Annotated in this window: 15 protein-coding genes and 1 pseudogene; 7 read left to right on the top strand and 9 right to left on the bottom strand. The window is 65.3% G+C overall.

All coding sequences use genetic code 11. From position 1 onward, the window contains the following. The first annotated feature begins 2 nt into the window (after positions 1 to 2). The 5 genes and pseudogenes from F1735_RS08435 to F1735_RS36405 all read left to right on the top strand — a co-directional run. Positions 3 to 908 carry an ABC transporter permease subunit gene (locus F1735_RS08435; RefSeq protein WP_167236516.1) on the top strand — a complete coding sequence of 302 codons (906 nt, stop codon included), beginning with the start codon at positions 3 to 5 and terminating at the stop codon, positions 906 to 908. Then, entirely contained in the window at positions 905 to 1768 is an 864-nt protein-coding gene (locus F1735_RS08430; RefSeq protein ID WP_229505678.1) for an ABC transporter permease subunit, read from the top strand. The genes F1735_RS08435 and F1735_RS08430 overlap by 4 nt, the downstream gene beginning before the upstream one ends. 75 nt (positions 1769 to 1843) lie before the next feature. Next, entirely contained in the window at positions 1844 to 3247 is a 1404-nt protein-coding gene (locus F1735_RS08425; RefSeq protein ID WP_167236515.1) for a DUF3138 family protein, read from the top strand. 10 nt (positions 3248 to 3257) lie between these two features. Continuing rightward, the gene (locus tag F1735_RS08420; RefSeq protein ID WP_167236514.1) at positions 3258 to 4745 is read left to right on the top strand and encodes an aldehyde dehydrogenase; all 1488 of its coding nucleotides are present in this window, start codon (positions 3258 to 3260) and stop codon (positions 4743 to 4745) included. Next, positions 4651 to 5286: pseudogene (locus tag F1735_RS36405) on the top strand (HAD hydrolase-like protein); the annotation flags it as partial. The gene F1735_RS08420 and the pseudogene F1735_RS36405, both read left to right, overlap by 95 nt. Positions 5287 to 5404: 118 nt before the next feature. On the opposite strand, the gene F1735_RS36400 reads toward F1735_RS36405, so the two are convergent. The 3 genes from F1735_RS36400 to F1735_RS08405 are packed head-to-tail and all read right to left on the bottom strand — an operon-like array spanning position 5405 to position 7493. Beyond that, the gene (locus F1735_RS36400; RefSeq protein ID WP_229505677.1) at positions 5405 to 6271 is read right to left on the bottom strand and encodes a fatty acid desaturase; all 867 of its coding nucleotides are present in this window, start codon (positions 6269 to 6271) and stop codon (positions 5405 to 5407) included. Between the two features lie 8 nt (positions 6272 to 6279). Continuing rightward, on the bottom strand, positions 6280 to 6879 hold the full coding sequence (locus tag F1735_RS08410; protein ID WP_167236513.1) for a hypothetical protein: 600 nt from the start codon (positions 6877 to 6879) through the stop codon (positions 6280 to 6282). Between the two features lie 32 nt (positions 6880 to 6911). Next, complete coding sequence (locus F1735_RS08405; protein ID WP_167236512.1) at positions 6912 to 7493, bottom strand: hypothetical protein; 582 nt, start codon at positions 7491 to 7493, stop codon at positions 6912 to 6914. 194 nt (positions 7494 to 7687) lie between these two features. Here F1735_RS08405 and F1735_RS08400 point away from each other — a divergent pair, with 194 nt between their 5' ends. Then, on the top strand, positions 7688 to 9550 hold the full coding sequence (locus F1735_RS08400) for a sensor histidine kinase (protein WP_167236511.1): 1863 nt from the start codon (positions 7688 to 7690) through the stop codon (positions 9548 to 9550). Further along, the gene (locus F1735_RS08395) at positions 9547 to 10890 is read left to right on the top strand and encodes a sigma-54-dependent transcriptional regulator (protein ID WP_167236510.1); all 1344 of its coding nucleotides are present in this window, start codon (positions 9547 to 9549) and stop codon (positions 10888 to 10890) included. The genes F1735_RS08400 and F1735_RS08395 overlap by 4 nt, the downstream gene beginning before the upstream one ends. A 7-nt stretch (positions 10891 to 10897) precedes the next feature. Here F1735_RS08395 and panB read toward each other — a convergent pair whose 3' ends face one another. The 6 genes from panB to hda all read right to left on the bottom strand — a co-directional run bounded on the left by panB (position 10898) and on the right by hda (position 15548). Beyond that, the gene (panB, locus tag F1735_RS08390) at positions 10898 to 11758 is read right to left on the bottom strand and encodes a 3-methyl-2-oxobutanoate hydroxymethyltransferase (RefSeq protein ID WP_167236509.1); all 861 of its coding nucleotides are present in this window, start codon (positions 11756 to 11758) and stop codon (positions 10898 to 10900) included. 223 nt (positions 11759 to 11981) lie between these two features. Next, positions 11982 to 12329 (bottom strand): DMT family protein, encoded by a 348-nt coding sequence (locus F1735_RS08385; RefSeq protein ID WP_167225233.1) that lies wholly within the window; start codon positions 12327 to 12329, stop codon positions 11982 to 11984. Between the two features lies 1 nt (position 12330). Beyond that, positions 12331 to 12804 carry a 2-amino-4-hydroxy-6-hydroxymethyldihydropteridine diphosphokinase gene (gene folK / locus F1735_RS08380; RefSeq protein WP_167236508.1) on the bottom strand — a complete coding sequence of 158 codons (474 nt, stop codon included), beginning with the start codon at positions 12802 to 12804 and terminating at the stop codon, positions 12331 to 12333. Beyond that, the gene (gene pcnB, locus F1735_RS08375; RefSeq protein WP_167236507.1) at positions 12801 to 14201 is read right to left on the bottom strand and encodes a polynucleotide adenylyltransferase PcnB; all 1401 of its coding nucleotides are present in this window, start codon (positions 14199 to 14201) and stop codon (positions 12801 to 12803) included. The genes folK and pcnB overlap by 4 nt, the downstream gene beginning before the upstream one ends. Then, the gene (locus F1735_RS08370; RefSeq protein ID WP_167236506.1) at positions 14194 to 14868 is read right to left on the bottom strand and encodes an HAD family hydrolase; all 675 of its coding nucleotides are present in this window, start codon (positions 14866 to 14868) and stop codon (positions 14194 to 14196) included. Before F1735_RS08370 ends, pcnB begins: the two co-directional genes overlap by 8 nt. Further along, a complete protein-coding gene (hda, locus tag F1735_RS08365) occupies positions 14865 to 15548 on the bottom strand; it encodes a DnaA regulatory inactivator Hda (protein ID WP_167236505.1) in 684 nt (227 codons plus the stop codon). Before hda ends, F1735_RS08370 begins: the two co-directional genes overlap by 4 nt. Between the last annotated feature and the right edge of the window lie 166 nt (positions 15549 to 15714).

Raw genomic sequence — 15714 nt, 5'->3', positions numbered from 1 at the left:
CCATGATCAAGCCTTTTCGTCAATCGGCCGCTGGCCGCCGCTTCGTGATCGGCGTGCCGCTGGTGTGGCTTACCATCGCCTTCCTGATCCCGTTCCTGATCGTGCTGCGCATGAGTTTTTCGGAACTCGACGAGAGCGGCAGCCCGTTCGGCCCCCTGCTCACCTTCAGCGACGGGGTCCTCTCCATCAAGGCCAAGGTGGTCAACTACGTCGCCCTGACCGAGGACTCCACCTACCTGTGGACTTTCATGCGCTCGCTCGGCTACGCCGGCCTGACCATGGTCCTGTGCCTGGTCACCGGCTACCCGTTCGCCTACTTCATGGCGCGCGCCAATCCGGCGCACCGCACGGTGCTCCTGATGATGGTGATGCTGCCGTTCTGGACCTCCTTCCTGCTGCGCATCTACGCCTGGAAGGGCATCCTGGCCAACCAGGGCTTGCTCAACAACCTGCTGCTGTGGCTCGGCGTGATCGGCGAACCGCTGAAAATGATGAACACCCCGTTCGCGCTGGCGCTGGGGATGTTCTACGCCTACCTGCCGTTCATGATCCTGCCGCTGTACGCCAACCTGGTCAAGCTGGACGTGCGCTACCTGGAAGCGGCGGCCGACCTGGGCGCGACGCCCTGGCAGGCGTTCTGGCGCATCACCGTGCCGCTGTCCAAATCCGGCATTATCGCCGGCGCCATGCTGGTGTTCATTCCGGCGGTGGGCGAATTCGTCATTCCCGAACTGCTCGGCGGCCCCGAAACGCTGATGATCGGACGCCTGCTGTGGGACGAATTTTTCGTCAACACCGACTGGCCGCGCGCCTCGGCGCTGGCGGTGGTGGCGATCCTGCTGATCCTGGTGCCGATGGCGATCTTCAATAAATACAAGGCCGAACAGGAAGCGGAGGACCGCGCATGAGCACCAACATGAGCGCGAAGGTGAACAAAATGACCCTGGCCCGCTGGTTCGGGCGCGGCTGGCTGTCGATGGGCTACCTGTTCCTGTACCTGCCGCTGCTGGTGCTGGTCGTGTTTTCGTTTAACAGCTCGCGCCAGGACATGGTGTGGAGCGGTTTTTCAACCCAGTGGTACCCGGAACTGTTCAAGGATGCGGAACTGGTCAGCGGCTTCGTGCTGTCGCTCAAGATCGCCCTGACCAGCGCCACCGCCGCCGTGCTGCTGGGGACCATGGCCGCCTTTGCCCTGAACCGCTACAAGCGCTTTCCGGGCCGCCTGCTGTTCTCCGGGATGGTCAGCGCGCCGCTGGTCATGCCCGAGGTGATCATCGGCCTGTCGCTGCTGCTGATGCTCGTCTCGGTGCAAAAGATCTTCGGCGTTCCCGAACGCGGCGCGTTTACCATCTGGATCGGCCACACGCTGCTCGGCATGGCCTATGCGGCCGTGGTGGTGCAGGCGCGCCTGCGCGAGATGAACCGCTCGCTCGAAGAAGCGGCCATGGACCTGGGCTGCCGTCCCTACCAGGTGTTCTTCCTGGTGACCTTGCCGAACATTACGCAGTCGCTGGCCTCGGCCTGGCTGCTCACGTTTACGCTCTCGCTGGACGACGTGGTGCTGTCGAACTTTTTGTCGGGCCCCGGCTCGACGACCATGCCGCTGGTGATCATGTCGCGTGCGCGCCTGGGGCTGGACCCGCGCGTGAACGCGGTGGCGGCGTTAACAATCCTGGTGGTGTCGACCGGCGTGATCATCGCCGCCATCATGATGGCGCGCGCCGAGCGGCAGCGCCAGAAGCAGGTGGCGGCCGCAGTCAAGTCGTAACGCTCTTCGGCCGCTGCATACGGTGGCGGGCAAGCATGCCCGCCACCCTCACCGTTGGCCCGAGAGGAGTGATTCATGCACAACTACCGCAACGCCGTCATCGCATTCGCCGCAGCTTGTCCCGCCGTCGCGCAAGCCCAGAGCACCGAACAACTCAAGACCGAACTCGGCGCCCTCAAGGCGCATGTGCAGAAGCTCGAAGCCATGATCGACCAGGCCGACCAGGCCAGGGCCGAGGCCAAGGCCAAGGCCAGGGCGCCCGAACCGGACACCTCGGCCGAAGTGGCGCGCCTGCGCGTGAAGACCGACGCCACCGACGACGCCATGCAGGCCAGCGGGCTGAAAGGCCTGAAGATCTCGGGCTACATCGACCCCACCTATATCCGCAACCGCAACGCCGGCACCTCCAGCTTCGTCTTCCTGAACAATAACAGCTCGATCAACGGCTCCGGCGAGAGCTTCGGCTACGACAATACCTACTTCGGCAGCGCCTTGCTCAATCTCGACAAGGAGCTCGAAGGCGGCAGCAAACTGAGAATCTCGCTCATGCCCAGCAAAGGCACCGCCTCCGGCTACAATTTCGGCAACCTGGTGCATGAAGCGTCGGCCTCGATTCCGCTCGGCGACCAGTCGACCCGCCTGTTGCTCGGGCAAATTCCAGACTGGAGCGGCTACGAATACATCCCCTCGACCCAGAACAAGCTGCTGACCCACAACCTGCTGTTCGATTTTTCGTCCGCCAATTTTTACACCGGCGCCGGCTTGCAGCTGTTGCGCGGCAAATGGGACAGCAAGATTATGCTGGGGAACATGAACAGCGCCCGCGTCAACGATGGCGGCGACAGAACCCCCGGCGTGTTCTACCGCGTCGATTACGCCATGAGCGAATTTTCGGGTTTCGGCATATCCGGCACCCATGCCGGCTTCGACGATGAGGATACGGTTGGGCGCCTGGACCTGATGGAGGTCGATGGCTTTTACACGCGTGGCGACTGGAATATCCAGGGTCAGTTAAGCTATGGGCGCCAGCAAGCCACCGCCGCCAACCGGTATGGCGCGGAGCAGCAGCGCTGGTACGGCTTGTCGTCGCTGGTGTCGTACAAAATCATGCCGCGCCTCGAAGCCATCGCCCGCCTCGACTACATCTTCAACGGCACGGGCGGCGGCGGGGTGTTCGGCGCGACCCTGGCGCCCGGTTGCAAAGACCTGGCCGGTTTTGCGGCCAATTGCCCGGACGGGCGCAATGGCTTCGGCCCTGGCATGGTTTTGCGCGGTGGACAATGGTTCGTGCTCGACCCCACCCAGGGCGCCAATCGCGGCACGCTGTCGGTGGGCACGCGGTACCTGCTCGTTCCTGGCGTAAGCGTGAAGGGCGAATACCGTTACGACTACGCCACGGCCAGGACATTCAGGACATTGGACGGACAGTACCGCCGCGACAATCAGGTTATCGGCGTATCGACAGTAGTGAGCTTTTAGGGAGCACGGCATGGGAAACACGCAATGGCACGCACGGGCGGCAGCCCTGGACATCGACGGACGCGCATTCATCGGCGGTGAACGCGTCTGGGCCAGGTCGGAGCAGCAGTTCGACAATCTCTCTCCGATCGACGGGCGCCAGCTTGGCCTGGTCGCGCGCTGCGACGGGCTTGATGTCGACGTAGCCGTGGCGGCTGCGCGCGCGGCCTTCGACGACCGGCGCTGGGCCGGCCAGGCCCCGGCGGCGCGAAAGCGCGTCATGATCAGATTTTCCGACCTGATCCTGGCGCACGCCGAGGAACTGGCCCTGTTAGAGACGCTCGACATGGGTAAGCCGATCAGGTACAGCCAGAGCGTGGATGTGGCGGCCGCGGCCAACTGCATCCGCTGGTACGGCGAGGCGATCGACAAGATCTACGACGAAATTGCGCCCACCGGCGAAAACAGCCTGGCCCTGATCACGCGCGAGCCGGTCGGCGTGGTGGCGGCCATCGTGCCGTGGAACTACCCGATGATCATGGCTGCCTGGAAGATCGCCCCGGCGCTCGCCGCCGGCAACAGCGTGATTCTCAAACCGTCCGAAAAGTCGCCGCTCACCGCCCTGCGCCTGGCCGACATCGCGCTCGAAGCCGGACTGCCGGCGGGTGTGTTCAACGTCGTTCCCGGCTACGGCATTGAAGCCGGGGCGGCGCTGGCGCTGCACATGGATGTCGATTGCATCGGCTTTACCGGCTCGACCAAGGTCGGCAAGCAGATCTTGCAGATGGCCGGGCAATCGAACCTCAAGCGCGCCTGGACCGAATTGGGCGGCAAGTCGGCCAATATCGTCTGCGCCGACTGTCCCAACCTCGATGCGGCGGTGAGCGCGGCGATCGGCTCGATCTACTTCAACCAGGGCGAAAGCTGCAACGCGCCTTCGCGCCTGTTCGTGGAAGCGTCGATCAAGGACGCCTTCCTCGAAAAGGCGCTGGCGCTGGTGCCCGATTTTGCGCCGGGCGACCCGCTCGACGAAGCCACCGTCATGGGCGCCATTGTCGATGCGGCCCAGATGAAAACCGTGATGGGCTACATCGAAGAAGGCAAGCAGGCCGGCGCCAGGCTGCTGGCCGGCGGCGAGGCCGCGCGCCTTGATACCGGCGGCTTTTACGTGGCGCCGACCCTGTTCGACCAGGTCGACGGCTCCATGAGCATCGCGCGCGAAGAAATCTTCGGGCCGGTGCTGTCGGTGCTCGGTTTTACCGACATCGACGACGCGGTACGGCAGGCCAATTCGACCCAGTACGGCTTGCAGGCGGCGGTGTGGACGGGGAACCTGAACAAGGCGATCAAGACCGCGCGCGCCCTGCGCGCCGGCACCGTGCATGTGAACCAGTATGACGGCGACGACATCACGGTGCCGTTCGGTGGCGTCAAGCAGTCGGGCAACGGGCGCGATAAATCGCTGCACGCGTTCGATAAATACACCGAGCTCAAAACCACATGGATCCAGATTGGATGACCGCTCCGCGCCCCCGCGCCTGAAGTACCGGCTGGCCATTTTCGACTTCGACGGCACCCTGGCCGACTCGTTTCCCTTCTTTCAGAGCGTGTACAACGCCCTGGCGGACCAGCATGGCCTGCGCCGCATCGAGGGCGACCAGGTGGCGCGCTTGCGCGGCATGAGCACGCGCGAGATCATGCGCCATATCGGCATGCCGGCCTGGAAAATGCCGGTGGTGTCGAAAAGCTTCATCGCGAAGATGAGCGAGAACGCGGCCAGCATCGCCCTGTTCGACGGCGTGGGCGAGGCCTTGCGCGTGCTGTTCGAGTCCGGCGTGATGCTGGCGGTGGTGTCGTCCAATTCGGAGCACAACGTACGCCGCGTGCTGGGGCCGGAGTTAAGCAGCCTGTTCATCCACTTCGAGTGCGGCATGTCGGTGTTCGGCAAGGCCTCGCGCATCGGCAAGGTGGTCAAGCGAAGCCGCATCGACGCGGCCGATGCGCTGTATGTGGGGGACCAGGGCACCGACGCCGAGGCATCGGCCAAGGCCGGCGTGGCGTTCGGCGCGGTGGCGTGGGGTTATGCGCCGATTAAGGCATTGCGCGCGCATGGCCCGGCCGAAGAGTTTGAATCGGTGGCAGCGATGCTGGCGACTTTGTCGGCCGCCGGCGCGACGCTCAGTACACCTGGGTCGGATGCAATCCACACGCCGCAAAATGCGGGTCGAGCCGGCGCGACAGGCGCCGCAGGTTCAGGGTCGGCACTTGCGGATACAGGTGATGTTCGAGGTGATAAGTCAGGTTCATGAACAGCGCCGGCACGATCGCGCCACGCATGGTGCGCGCCTGTTCGAGCGGTTTGCTGCCCGGTTTGTAGTGCGGCAGGTAGGCCGTCGCCAGCGGATAGAACCAGCCGCCGGCCCAGGCCATGGCGCAGTACAGCAGCGGCCCGGTTGTCCAGCGCGTCAGCCACAGGGCCAGCAGCACCAGCGCCAGCGAGGTGGCCAGTTCGGCGACCATCCAGCGGCGCTCGCGCGCCGGGCGGATCTTGCGCAACGATTCGCGCCACAGGCGCGGCAGGTACAGCGGACCGGCCAGCAAGGCCCCGAGCAGGCTTGCGCGCGCTGGCGCGCCTTCCAGGTCGTCTTCTTCCAGGCAGTGCGCGTGGTGGTGCAGGTGGGTGTAGCGGAACGAATGCCCGCTTTGCAGCACCAGCACGCTGACAATGAACAGCACCACGTGGGTAACGCGCGCGTCCAGGCCCGCCGAGCCGTGCGCCACGTCGTGCAGGTAGGCCACCGTGACCACGAAGTGCATCAGCATCACCACCGGCAGCGCCAGGTACAGGCCTTGCGCGTAGAGGGCGCTGAAGGCGGCCAGGGTCAGCACGGGCAGGGCGGCGAGAACGATGCGCTGCCACGCGGCAACCGTCAGCAGGTGGTCGTCGAGCGAGCCCAGTTGCGGCATGCCCGCGTTGCGACGGGTGAGCGAGGGAAAAGTAATGGAGGTGGCGAAAGAGGCGGGTGCGGTGGCGAAGGCGGACATGATGGTACTTACCTGATCAGGTTAATGAAGGACACGAAAAAGAAGACGACGACGACCATGACGGCCAGGTCCTGCGCGTTGCTGCGCATGCCCCAGCGCCGCAGCGCCAGATCGATGGCCGGATGAAGATGCTGGACCAAGGTGAGCGGCACGCGCAGCAGCGGCCAGAAGACCAGCGCGGCGCCTGGGACGATCCAGGCGAAAAGCGCAATCAGCACCGGGACCACGGCGTCCAGCACGGACCTCGGCAGAAGGGGCAAACCAAACAGCAGGAGCCCAAGCAGGAAGGTCAGCCCCAGCCGATGCCCGCTTAACAGAAACGTGTTGCGCGGGCTCAGATCCCTGGTCTTGCGGCCGAAGACATGCAGCGCCACGTTGAAACGGCGCGTCGCGCTTTTCGGCATGCCGAACAGAGCCAGCGACAGCGCCCCATGCGCCAGCAGGATCACCAGGTCGAGCGCCAGGCCGCGCATGAACGGGGTGCCGAGCGCGATCTGGGCCAGCGGCGAGACAATCAAGGCCCACGCCAGCAGGCGGTTGACGCGCATCCAGATAATTTTGGGCGGCATCAGCGCGCGGGGGCGGAAGGTGGCGAGTGGATGGATCATGGCGAGTGCCTGTGCAGGGGTTGTGTGGGGATTTAGTTGAAGGTGTGTACGATGGCCGGTACGCAAAAGGACAGCAGCGCGACCGCAGCCAGGCCGGCCCCGTTGAACCCCCAGCGCCGGCCAGCCTGCCGCGCGGCGGCGTGGATGTGCAGCAGCACGAAGATCGCCATGAAGGAGATCGGCGCGCAATATGCCATCAGTACCCAGAACATGGCGGGGCCGAAAAACAGGTCTACCCGCGCGATCCGGTAGGCCAGGACGGCAATGAGCGGAACGATCATGCCGGCGCCCACGAGGACCAGGAAAATGCGATAACCGGTCATCAAGAATTCGATGCGCGCGCTCAGGTCCCAGGGACTGAATCCAAACACATGCATCGACACGCTGAACGTGCGCGACTTGCGCTCCGGTTTGCCGAACAGCGCCAGCGACAGCCCGGCATGCGCCAGCAACATCGCCAGGTCGATCCACAGGCAAAGCCAGAACGGCGCGTCCAGCACCCATTGAAGCAGTGGTGAGCCGATCAGCGTCCACGCCAGGATGCGGTTGAACCTGATCCAGACACGCTTCGCTGATGTTTGCTTGAGCAGGCCGGGGAACTGGCGGGTTGTCATGATGCGTCGATGCCTTTGCTGAGTCGTTGCGGCTTGCGCCGTCCTACTCTTCAATACGCAAGCCGCATGCCACCCGCGCAGCGATCCTAAGCTGCTGTTTTTAAACATGAAACTGACGACGGGTACGCATCGGGTGTCAACTTGCTATATAGTTAGCCCGTTGCAACTATCAAGCTGCCTTACACCCGGCCCGCATGGACATCTACCGCGTTTACTATTTTTCCCTGGTGGTCCAGGGCTGCATCAGCCTGGGACTGGCGGCCTGGCTGTGGGCCAAGGCGCCGCACCAGAGCGGCATCAAGCCGCTGGCGCTGTTTTGTGTCGGCATCGGCTGCTGGGCGCTGGGGCAATTGGGCATGCATCTGGGCGAAGACAGCGTGGCGTCTTTGGGCAAGCGCCTGGTCAACTGCGGCCCGATCAACGCGGTGTTTTTCCTGCACTTCGTGTTCCGCTTCCTGCAGCGCGAGCGCCCGCGCCAGCTGCTCGGCATGTATATCCTTGGCCTCGCCACCCTGCTGCTGGTGCAGGTACTCGACATGGGCACGCTGGCGCCCTGGCTGGGCTTCGAACGCTACTACTTTTTCCCGGTCTGGGGCGCGATTCCCGGCGTCGTGGTTACTTCGATCAGCATCTGGGCCTATTTGCTGCTGCTGGCGGCCTGGCCCAAGGCCGCACCCAAACAGCGCGGCAAGATCCTGGCGATCTGGTTCGCCGGCGTGTGGGGCTCGGGCGCCTCGCTGATGTTCCTCAACGCCTCGCTCGGGATCGACATCTTCCCCTACAGCGTGATCCTGCTGCCCGGTTACGCGCTGCTGCTGGTGTTCGGCATCCTGCGCTACGACCTGATGGTGGTGAACCTGTGGGCCAACCGCCTGCTGGCCTGGCTGGTGCTGACCGCCATCACGGTGGCCCTGGCCAGCCTGCTCCTGAGCGTGGCCGCGCGCACCGGGTTTGCGTCCTTGGCCGCCGTGCCCCTGTGGCAGCTCTGGCTGCTCGGCACGGCCATGCTGGCCGCGATGCTGGTGCTGGAAGGCCCGTCGCGGCGCGCCATCGAACGGCTGGTATTCCCCGGCGCGCACCTGGAAGCGGGCGTGCTGGCCGACTGGCGGGTGCGCCTGGACGCCGCCAGCAGCTGGCACGATCTCGAACGGATCGCCGCGTCCACCCTCGGCGCGCACCTGCGCCAGCCGATGCGGGTGGTGCTGGGCGATGCGTCGCCGGGCGATGGCGCCGGCCAGCCGGGCGTGCATTGCTACCTCGCCCCAGGCAAGGATGGCGAAGCGCCGCACTGGCGCACCGACCTGATGGAGTGGGAAGGCGCAACGCCGAGCGTGACCCGCGTCGGCGAAGTGTTCGGCGCCCTGCTGGCGGCGGCCGCGGCGCGCCTGGACCAGTTGCTGCGCTACGCGGAGCACGAAAAGGAACGCCTGCAGCAGGCGCACCTGCTGGAACTGGGCGGGCTGGCGGCGACCGTGGCGCACGAATTGCGCAATCCCCTCAATATCATCAGCATGGCCGCGGTCATGTCGCCGCCGGAAACGCGCGCCGAGATCCGCGCCCAGATCGAGCGCGCCGACCACCTGATCCAGGACTTGCTCAGTTATTCGGGCGAGGTGCGCCTTACTCCCCAGCGCGTGGCGGTGGCCGAACTGGTGCAGCGGGTGGCGGCCGGCCATCCATCCCAGCGAATCGAACTCGATGTGGACGCGGCCCTGTGCCTGCACATCGACCCGATGCGCGGCGAACAAATCCTCGGCAACCTGATTGGCAACGCCATGGCCATGCTGCGCGGCCGTTCGGACCCGCGCATCCTGGTCGACGCACAAGCGCAAGCCGGCGGCCGGGTGCTGCTGCGCGTGTGCGACAACGGCCCGGGCGTGCCCGCCGACCTGGCGGCTGACCTGTTCCAGCCTTTCACCACGCGCCGTCCGGGCGGCACCGGCCTTGGCCTGGCCATCGTGCGACGCCTGGTCGAGGCCCACGGCGGCACGGTCAGGCTGGGCGAGCGGGCCGGCTGGAACTGCTGCTTCGAACTTCTTTTACCAGGTATGCCATGACCCAAGAACGCATTCTTCTCGTCGACGACGAACCCGCCTTCCAGCGCCTGTGCGGCAACTGGCTGGCCAGCCTTGGCTACGACGTCAAGGTCGCGGCATCAAGCGAACAGGTGCTGGCCTTGTGGGCCGGGCACACCTTCGACCTGGTGTTGCTCGACCTGGCGCTGCCGCCGTCCTTCCGCCCCGATGAAGGGCTGGCGCTGCTGCCCGGCCTTGCCTCGGCGCCGGTGGTAGTGATGACCGGTCACGCCGACCGCGAACTGGCGCTGCGCGCGATCGCCGCCGGCGCCTGGGACTTCCTGCCCAAGCCGCTCGACCCGGACCTGTTGCGGGTGGTGGTCGAGCGCGCCCTGACCAAGCGCCGCCTGGAGCGCGAGCTGGCCGACTGGCGCGCGCGCGCCGCGCCAGATGACGCCACCATGGGCCTGATCGGCATCAGCGCCGACCTGCGCGACCTGCGCGCGCTGATCCGCCGTATCGGGCCGACCGACGTGCCGGTGATGATCACGGGGCCGAGCGGCACCGGCAAGGAACTGGTGGCGCGCGCGCTGCATGCCAACGGCAAGCGCGCCGCCAAGCCGTTCGTGGCGGTGCATTGCGGGGCGATTCCGGCGGAGCTGTTCGAGAGCGAATTGTTCGGGCATTGCAAGGGCAGTTTCACGGGAGCGGACCGCGACCGCATCGGCTTGATCGCCGCAAGCCATGGCGGCACCCTGTTCCTCGACGAGATCGGCGACATGCCGCTGTCGATGCAGGTCAAGCTGCTGCGTTTTTTGCAGGCCGGGAGTTTTTTCGCGGTGGGCGCGCGCAGCGAAACGCGGGTCGACGTGCGCGTGGTGGCCGCCACCAACCGCGACCTGGCGGCGATGGTGGAAGAAAAATCGTTTCGCGACGACCTGTTTTATCGCTTGAAGGGCATCCAGGTCAGGACCACGGCGCTGGCCGACCGGGCCGAGGATGTGGCGCTGATCGTGCAGGCGGTGGCGGCCAGGTTGGCGCCGCCCAAGCGGCTCGCGCCGGACGCGCTGGAGTGGGTGGTGTCGCGCAGCTGGCCGGGCAATGTGCGCGAGTTGCAGCATTCGGTATCGACGGCGGCGGCGCTGGCGGGCAGTGCGGATGTGATCACGGTCGACGACCTGGCGCTCGCGTGCGGCGAGGCGGCCGCGCCGCTGGCGGTGCAGGGCGATGGTTTGCTCGACGCGCAGGTGGCGGCGCTGGAAAAGCGCTTGATCGTCGCCGCGCTCGACGAGACGGCGCATAACCACACCCACGCCGCGAAACAGCTGGGCATTTCGCGGGTGGGGCTGTTGAACAAGATGAAGCGCTACGGCTTGCGCTGACGAGGTGTCAGAAGCAGTGCTCGACCCCCGGAAAACTGCCATCCTTGACCGCGCTCACATACGCGCTCACGGCGGCGTCGATACTGGTCTGCCCTTCCATGAAGTTTTTCACGAAGCGCGCTTTGCGCCCCGGGAAAACCCCCAGGATATCGTGCATCACCAGCACCTGGCCCGAGCAGTCCGGCCCCGCGCCAATGCCGATCGTCGGCACCTTGAGCGCCTCGGTCAGCTCCTTGCCCAAGGCGCTAGGAATCGCCTCGTACAGCACCATTGCCGCTCCCGCCGCTTCCAGCGCCAGCGAGTCGGCCTTGAGCTGCGCCGCGCTTTCGATGGTCTTGCCCTGCACCTTGTAGCCACCCAACTGGTGTACCGATTGCGGCGTGAGCCCCAGGTGCGCGCACACCGGCACTGCCCGGTCGGTCAGGAAGCGGACCGTCTCGGCCAGCCACGCGCCGCCCTCGATCTTGATCATGTGCGCGCCGGCCTGCATCAGCTGCACCGCATTGTTGAACGCCGCTTCCGGCGTGCCGTAGCTGCCGAAAGGCATATCGGCGATCACCATCGCACTCTTGTTCCCCCGCGCGACAGCGGCGGTGTGGTACACAATCTCGGCCACCGTCACCGGCAAGGTCGAGTGATGCCCATTGCAGACCATGCCCAGCGAATCGCCGATCAGCAGCACTTCCACGCCGCAGCGGTCCATCAAGGTGGCGAAGCTGGCGTCGTAGCAGGTCAGCATCGTGATCTTGGCGCCCGAAGCGCGCATCGCGTTCAGCGAAGGAATCGTCACCGCCTTCGTCATCACTGGTTTGACCGGCGCCGGCGTATCGCCGCCCGCCATGTCCTTACCCTGCAGATAGCCGCTCATAATAGTCCTTTGATATCAAAATGGTCGCAACGGCGCATAGTGTAATGCCATTGGGCCGAACGTGCCCATGATGGATCGAAAGCTCGCCTGAGGTCGTCGCGCCGGAAGACGGGATAATCGCCGCCCGGGCATCCCGTTGAAAAGAGCAAACATGCACCTCATGCAAAATGAACTTTCACGAGCCGGCGCGCAGCAGCGAAATGGTAAGCGGCGCGACGCGCCCTCAGCTGCGGAAGATGAAGTAGACGGCGCCGACCAGGCAAAGCCCGGCCCACACGTAATCGAGTTTGAACGGTTCGCCCATGTAGAACATCGCGAACGGGACGAACACGGTGAGGGTGATGGCTTCCTGCAGGATCTTCAACTGCGCCAGGCTGTACTGGGTGTGGCCGATACGGTTGGCCGGCACCTGCAGCAGGTATTCGAACAGGGCGATGGCCCAGCTGACCAGCGCCGCATACCACCACGCCTTGCTCGACATGTTCTTCAGGTGGCCGTACCAGGCGATCGTCATGAAAATGTTGGACAGCACCAGCAGGCCGGTGGTCTGCACAAAAATCGGAATCTGCATGTCAGTTCAGTCGTTCGATGGCCTGGCCGGCAACGCCTGCCAGGTAGCCGCGCGCCGGGCCATGCCCTGGCACGTCGATGGAGGGCGCGATTTCCAGCAGCGGCGCCAGTACGAAGGCGCGCTCGAGCATGCGCGGATGCGGCACCTGCAAGGCGGCGCTGTCGATCCGTTCATCGTTGTAGAGCAGGATGTCGAGGTCCAGGGTGCGCGGGGCGTTGCGGTAGGGCCGTTCGCGCCCGTGCGCCAGTTCGATCGCCTGCAGCGCGGCCAGCAGGCCGTGTGCGCTCAGGGTCGTGTCGATGCAGGCCACTGCGTTGATGTAGTCGTCGCCCGAGGAGTCGATGGGCGCGGTGCGCCAGGCCGACGACTGCGCCAGCAGGCGGCTGCCGGCGAGCGTGGCCAGGCGCGCCAGGGCGTCGGTCACGTTAGCGCGGGCGTCGCCCAGGTTGGCGCCGATGCCGACGTACGCGATCATTCGTCGCCGCTGGTGCTGCCGGTCGTGCTGGTGGCGGCGGCGTTGTCGCCGCCCTCGCCATTGGCGCGGCTGCGCGGTGCGCGACGCGGCGCGCGCTTGCGCTTGGCGCCGGCCGGCGCGGCGCCGGCGTTGGTGAGCAGGTTTTCGCGTTCGACGGCGTCGCCGTCATAGAAAGCGGTCCACCATTCGCCGATTTCCATCTCGATCTCGCCCGACTCGCAGCGCAGCAGCAGGAAGTCGTAGCCGGCCCGAAAGCGCGGGTGTTCCAGCAGCTTGTACGGGGCCTTGCCGTTGCGTCGCTCGAAGCGCGGCTGCATCGACCAGATGTCGCGCATGTCCGAGCCGATCTTGCGCTGCAGCGCCAGTTTTTCGGTCTGCGAATCGAGCACGTCGTCGGCCGCCAGGTGCAGCGCCGGAATCGGCGACTCGCCCGCCGCGCGGTAGGCGGTCCATTTTTCCACCACCTGGTGCCACAGCAGCGAGGCAAACAGGAAGCCGGGCGAGACGCCCTTGCCGGCCTTGATGCGGTTGTCGGTCGACTCCAGCGCCAAGGTCACGAACTTCATGCCGATGGGCTGCTCGAGCACCACGTCGAGCAGCGGCAGCAGGCCGTGGTGCAGGCCCTCCTTGCGCAACTGCTGCAGGCAGGCCAGCGCGTGCCCGCTCATGAGCAGCTTGAGCATTTCGTCGAACACGCGCGCGGCGGGCACGTTGTTGATCAACGGCGCCATGACCGGAATCGGTTCGCGCGTGTGCGGCTCGATCGTGAAACCAAGGCGCGCGGCGAAGCGCACCACGCGCAACAGGCGCACCGGATCTTCGCGGTAGCGCGCTTCGGGCTGGCCGATGATGCGCAAGGTCTTGTCGCGGATGTCGGCGATGCCGCCGTGGTAGTCCAGCACCACCTGGGTGGCCGGATCGTAGTACATGGCGTTGATGGTGAAGTCGCGCCGCATCGCATCTTCGTGCTGGGGGCCGAAGTGATTGTCGCGCAGGACCCGGCCATGTTCGTCCTTGGGCGCGCTGGACTCGCCGGCGCCGCGGAAGGTGGTCACTTCCAGCAGGTCGGAGCCGAACATCACGTGTACGATCTGGAAGCGCTTGCCGATGATGAAGGCGCGCCGGAACAGGCGCTTGACCTGTTCGGGCGTGGCATCGGTGGCGATGTCGAAGTCCTTCGGCTTGACCGACAGCAGCAGGTCGCGCACGGCGCCGCCCACCACGAACGCCTTGAAGCCCGCCTCCTGCAATGTTTGCGTCACGCGGATCGCGTTCGACGACAGCAGCCTGGGGTCGATCCCGTGCTCCGCCGGTCCCAGGATCACGGGTTCGGTCAGGTCGCGTACTGGCTGCTTCTCTTTGACGCCGAGGATTTTGCGGATGAATTTTTTAATCATTGAATAGATGGAGTAAAGGCCAGCCAAGGCGTGTGGCATGGGTCGCCAGCACGGCGTTCGGGTTGGTCGCGACGGGATGGGTGACGACGGACAGAAGGGGGATATCGTTGTGCGAATCGCTGTAGAAGTGGCTGCGCCCGAAGCCATCGAGCGGCGTGCCCACTTGCGCCAGCCAGGCGTGGGTGTGGGTGACCTTGCCGGCGCCCGAGGTGGGCACGCCAACGAGCTTGCCGGTCAGGTTGCCGTCGGCGTCTTCTTCGGGGACGGCGGCGATCAGGTGTTCCACGCCCAGCGCCTTGGCGATCGGGGCGGTGACGAAGCGGTTGGTGGCGGTGATGATGGCCACCAGGTCGCCGGCGTCGATGTGCTGGCGCAGCAGGGCGCGCGCGCGCGGCAGGATGGCCGGCTCGATCACTTCGGCCATGAAGCGCGCGTGCATGGCGTCGAGTTCCTTGCGCGGAAAGCGCGCCAGGGTGCCGAGCGCGAATTCGAGGTATTCGACCGGGTCGAGCGTGCCGGCCTTGTATTGGTCGAAGAATTCGTCGTTGCGGCGCTTGAATTCGAGCGGGTCGACAGCGCCGGTGCGGACTAAAAATTCGCCCCATTCATGGTCCGAATCGATCGGCAGCAGGGTGTGGTCCAGGTCAAACAGCGCCAGGTTCTTCATTCTTTGGTGTCCGCTTGCGGGTTCGCTTGTAATAGTAAATCGCGCAGCAACGGCAGGGTGACCGGTCGCTGGGTTTCGAGGGAATACTGATCGAGTGCGTCTAGCATCGTCGACAGGGAGCGCATGTCGCGCTTGAAATGGGACAGCAGATAGGGTAACACGCTGGCCGACAAGGTCAAACCGCGCGCTTCGGCGGCGTGCGTGAGTGCGGCGATCTTCTGTTCGTCGGCCAGGCCGTGGATCTGGTAGATCAGGCCCCAGCCCATGCGCGTGCGCAGGTCTTCGCGCACCGGCAGCACCACCGGCGGCACCGGCCCGGTGCTGACCATGTAGGCGCCGTGTTCGCGGATCTGGTTGAACAGCGCAAAAGCGTCGATCTGGGCCTGCGGCGAGAGCTGTTCGCAGTCGTCGAGCAGGTACAGGGTGGTGTCCTGCGTGTAGGTGAATTCGCACTCGGGGGCGTTGCAGGCGATGTAGCGCGAGCCGGGGGTGGCGGCCAGGGCTTGCAGCAGGTGGGTCTTGCCGGCGCCGGTTTCGCCCCACAGGTAAGCGAAATGTTCGCGCGAACGACGCTCCGCGAACTGGTGCATCAGATGCGCCAGTTCGGCATTTTGCCCTACCTCGAAGGTATCGAGGCTGTGCGCCTGCTCTGCGCCCAAATCGAGTACCAGCTGTTTCATGAGTTCATTCTTGCGCCGTCGTGTACATCAGGCATTATAGAAGCTGCCACGCGGATCGTGGGGGTGGCGATGGTGGCAGCTTGCCGGCCCTGTGCTGCGGTGCTTTGGCGGAGAAAATTGGCATCTTATTGTTGTAATGTGGGTTAAATCGGCTTTGGACCGGGCA

The sequence above is a fragment of the Massilia genomosp. 1 genome, from assembly GCF_011682185.1.
In the GTDB taxonomy this organism is placed as follows: domain Bacteria; phylum Pseudomonadota; class Gammaproteobacteria; order Burkholderiales; family Burkholderiaceae_D; genus Telluria_A; species Telluria_A rubra.
The sequence above is the reverse complement of the archived record's forward strand: the minus strand, read 5'-3'. Positions and strand labels throughout refer to the sequence as shown.

Bases quoted from the DNA above. Each gene is read 5' to 3' on its own strand.
- F1735_RS08385 (WP_167225233.1), bottom strand. From the start codon at position 12,329: ATGCAGATTCCGATTTTTGTGCAGACCACCGGCCTGCTGGTGCTGTCC.
- F1735_RS08410 (WP_167236513.1), bottom strand. From the start codon at position 6,879: ATGATCCATCCACTCGCCACCTTCCGCCCCCGCGCGCTGATGCCGCCC.
- F1735_RS08400 (WP_167236511.1), top strand. From the start codon at position 7,688: ATGGACATCTACCGCGTTTACTATTTTTCCCTGGTGGTCCAGGGCTGC.
- F1735_RS08395 (WP_167236510.1), top strand. From the start codon at position 9,547: ATGACCCAAGAACGCATTCTTCTCGTCGACGACGAACCCGCCTTCCAG.
- F1735_RS08430 (WP_229505678.1), top strand. From the start codon at position 905: ATGAGCACCAACATGAGCGCGAAGGTGAACAAAATGACCCTGGCCCGC.
- F1735_RS08425 (WP_167236515.1), top strand. From the start codon at position 1,844: ATGCACAACTACCGCAACGCCGTCATCGCATTCGCCGCAGCTTGTCCC.
- F1735_RS08370 (WP_167236506.1), bottom strand. From the start codon at position 14,868: ATGAAGAACCTGGCGCTGTTTGACCTGGACCACACCCTGCTGCCGATC.
- panB (WP_167236509.1), bottom strand. From the start codon at position 11,758: ATGAGCGGCTATCTGCAGGGTAAGGACATGGCGGGCGGCGATACGCCG.
- F1735_RS08420 (WP_167236514.1), top strand. From the start codon at position 3,258: ATGGGAAACACGCAATGGCACGCACGGGCGGCAGCCCTGGACATCGAC.
- F1735_RS36400 (WP_229505677.1), bottom strand. From the start codon at position 6,271: ATGTCCGCCTTCGCCACCGCACCCGCCTCTTTCGCCACCTCCATTACT.
- pcnB (WP_167236507.1), bottom strand. From the start codon at position 14,201: ATGATTAAAAAATTCATCCGCAAAATCCTCGGCGTCAAAGAGAAGCAG.
- F1735_RS08405 (WP_167236512.1), bottom strand. From the start codon at position 7,493: ATGACAACCCGCCAGTTCCCCGGCCTGCTCAAGCAAACATCAGCGAAG.
- hda (WP_167236505.1), bottom strand. From the start codon at position 15,548: ATGAAACAGCTGGTACTCGATTTGGGCGCAGAGCAGGCGCACAGCCTC.
- F1735_RS08435 (WP_167236516.1), top strand. From the start codon at position 3: ATGATCAAGCCTTTTCGTCAATCGGCCGCTGGCCGCCGCTTCGTGATC.
- folK (WP_167236508.1), bottom strand. From the start codon at position 12,804: ATGATCGCGTACGTCGGCATCGGCGCCAACCTGGGCGACGCCCGCGCT.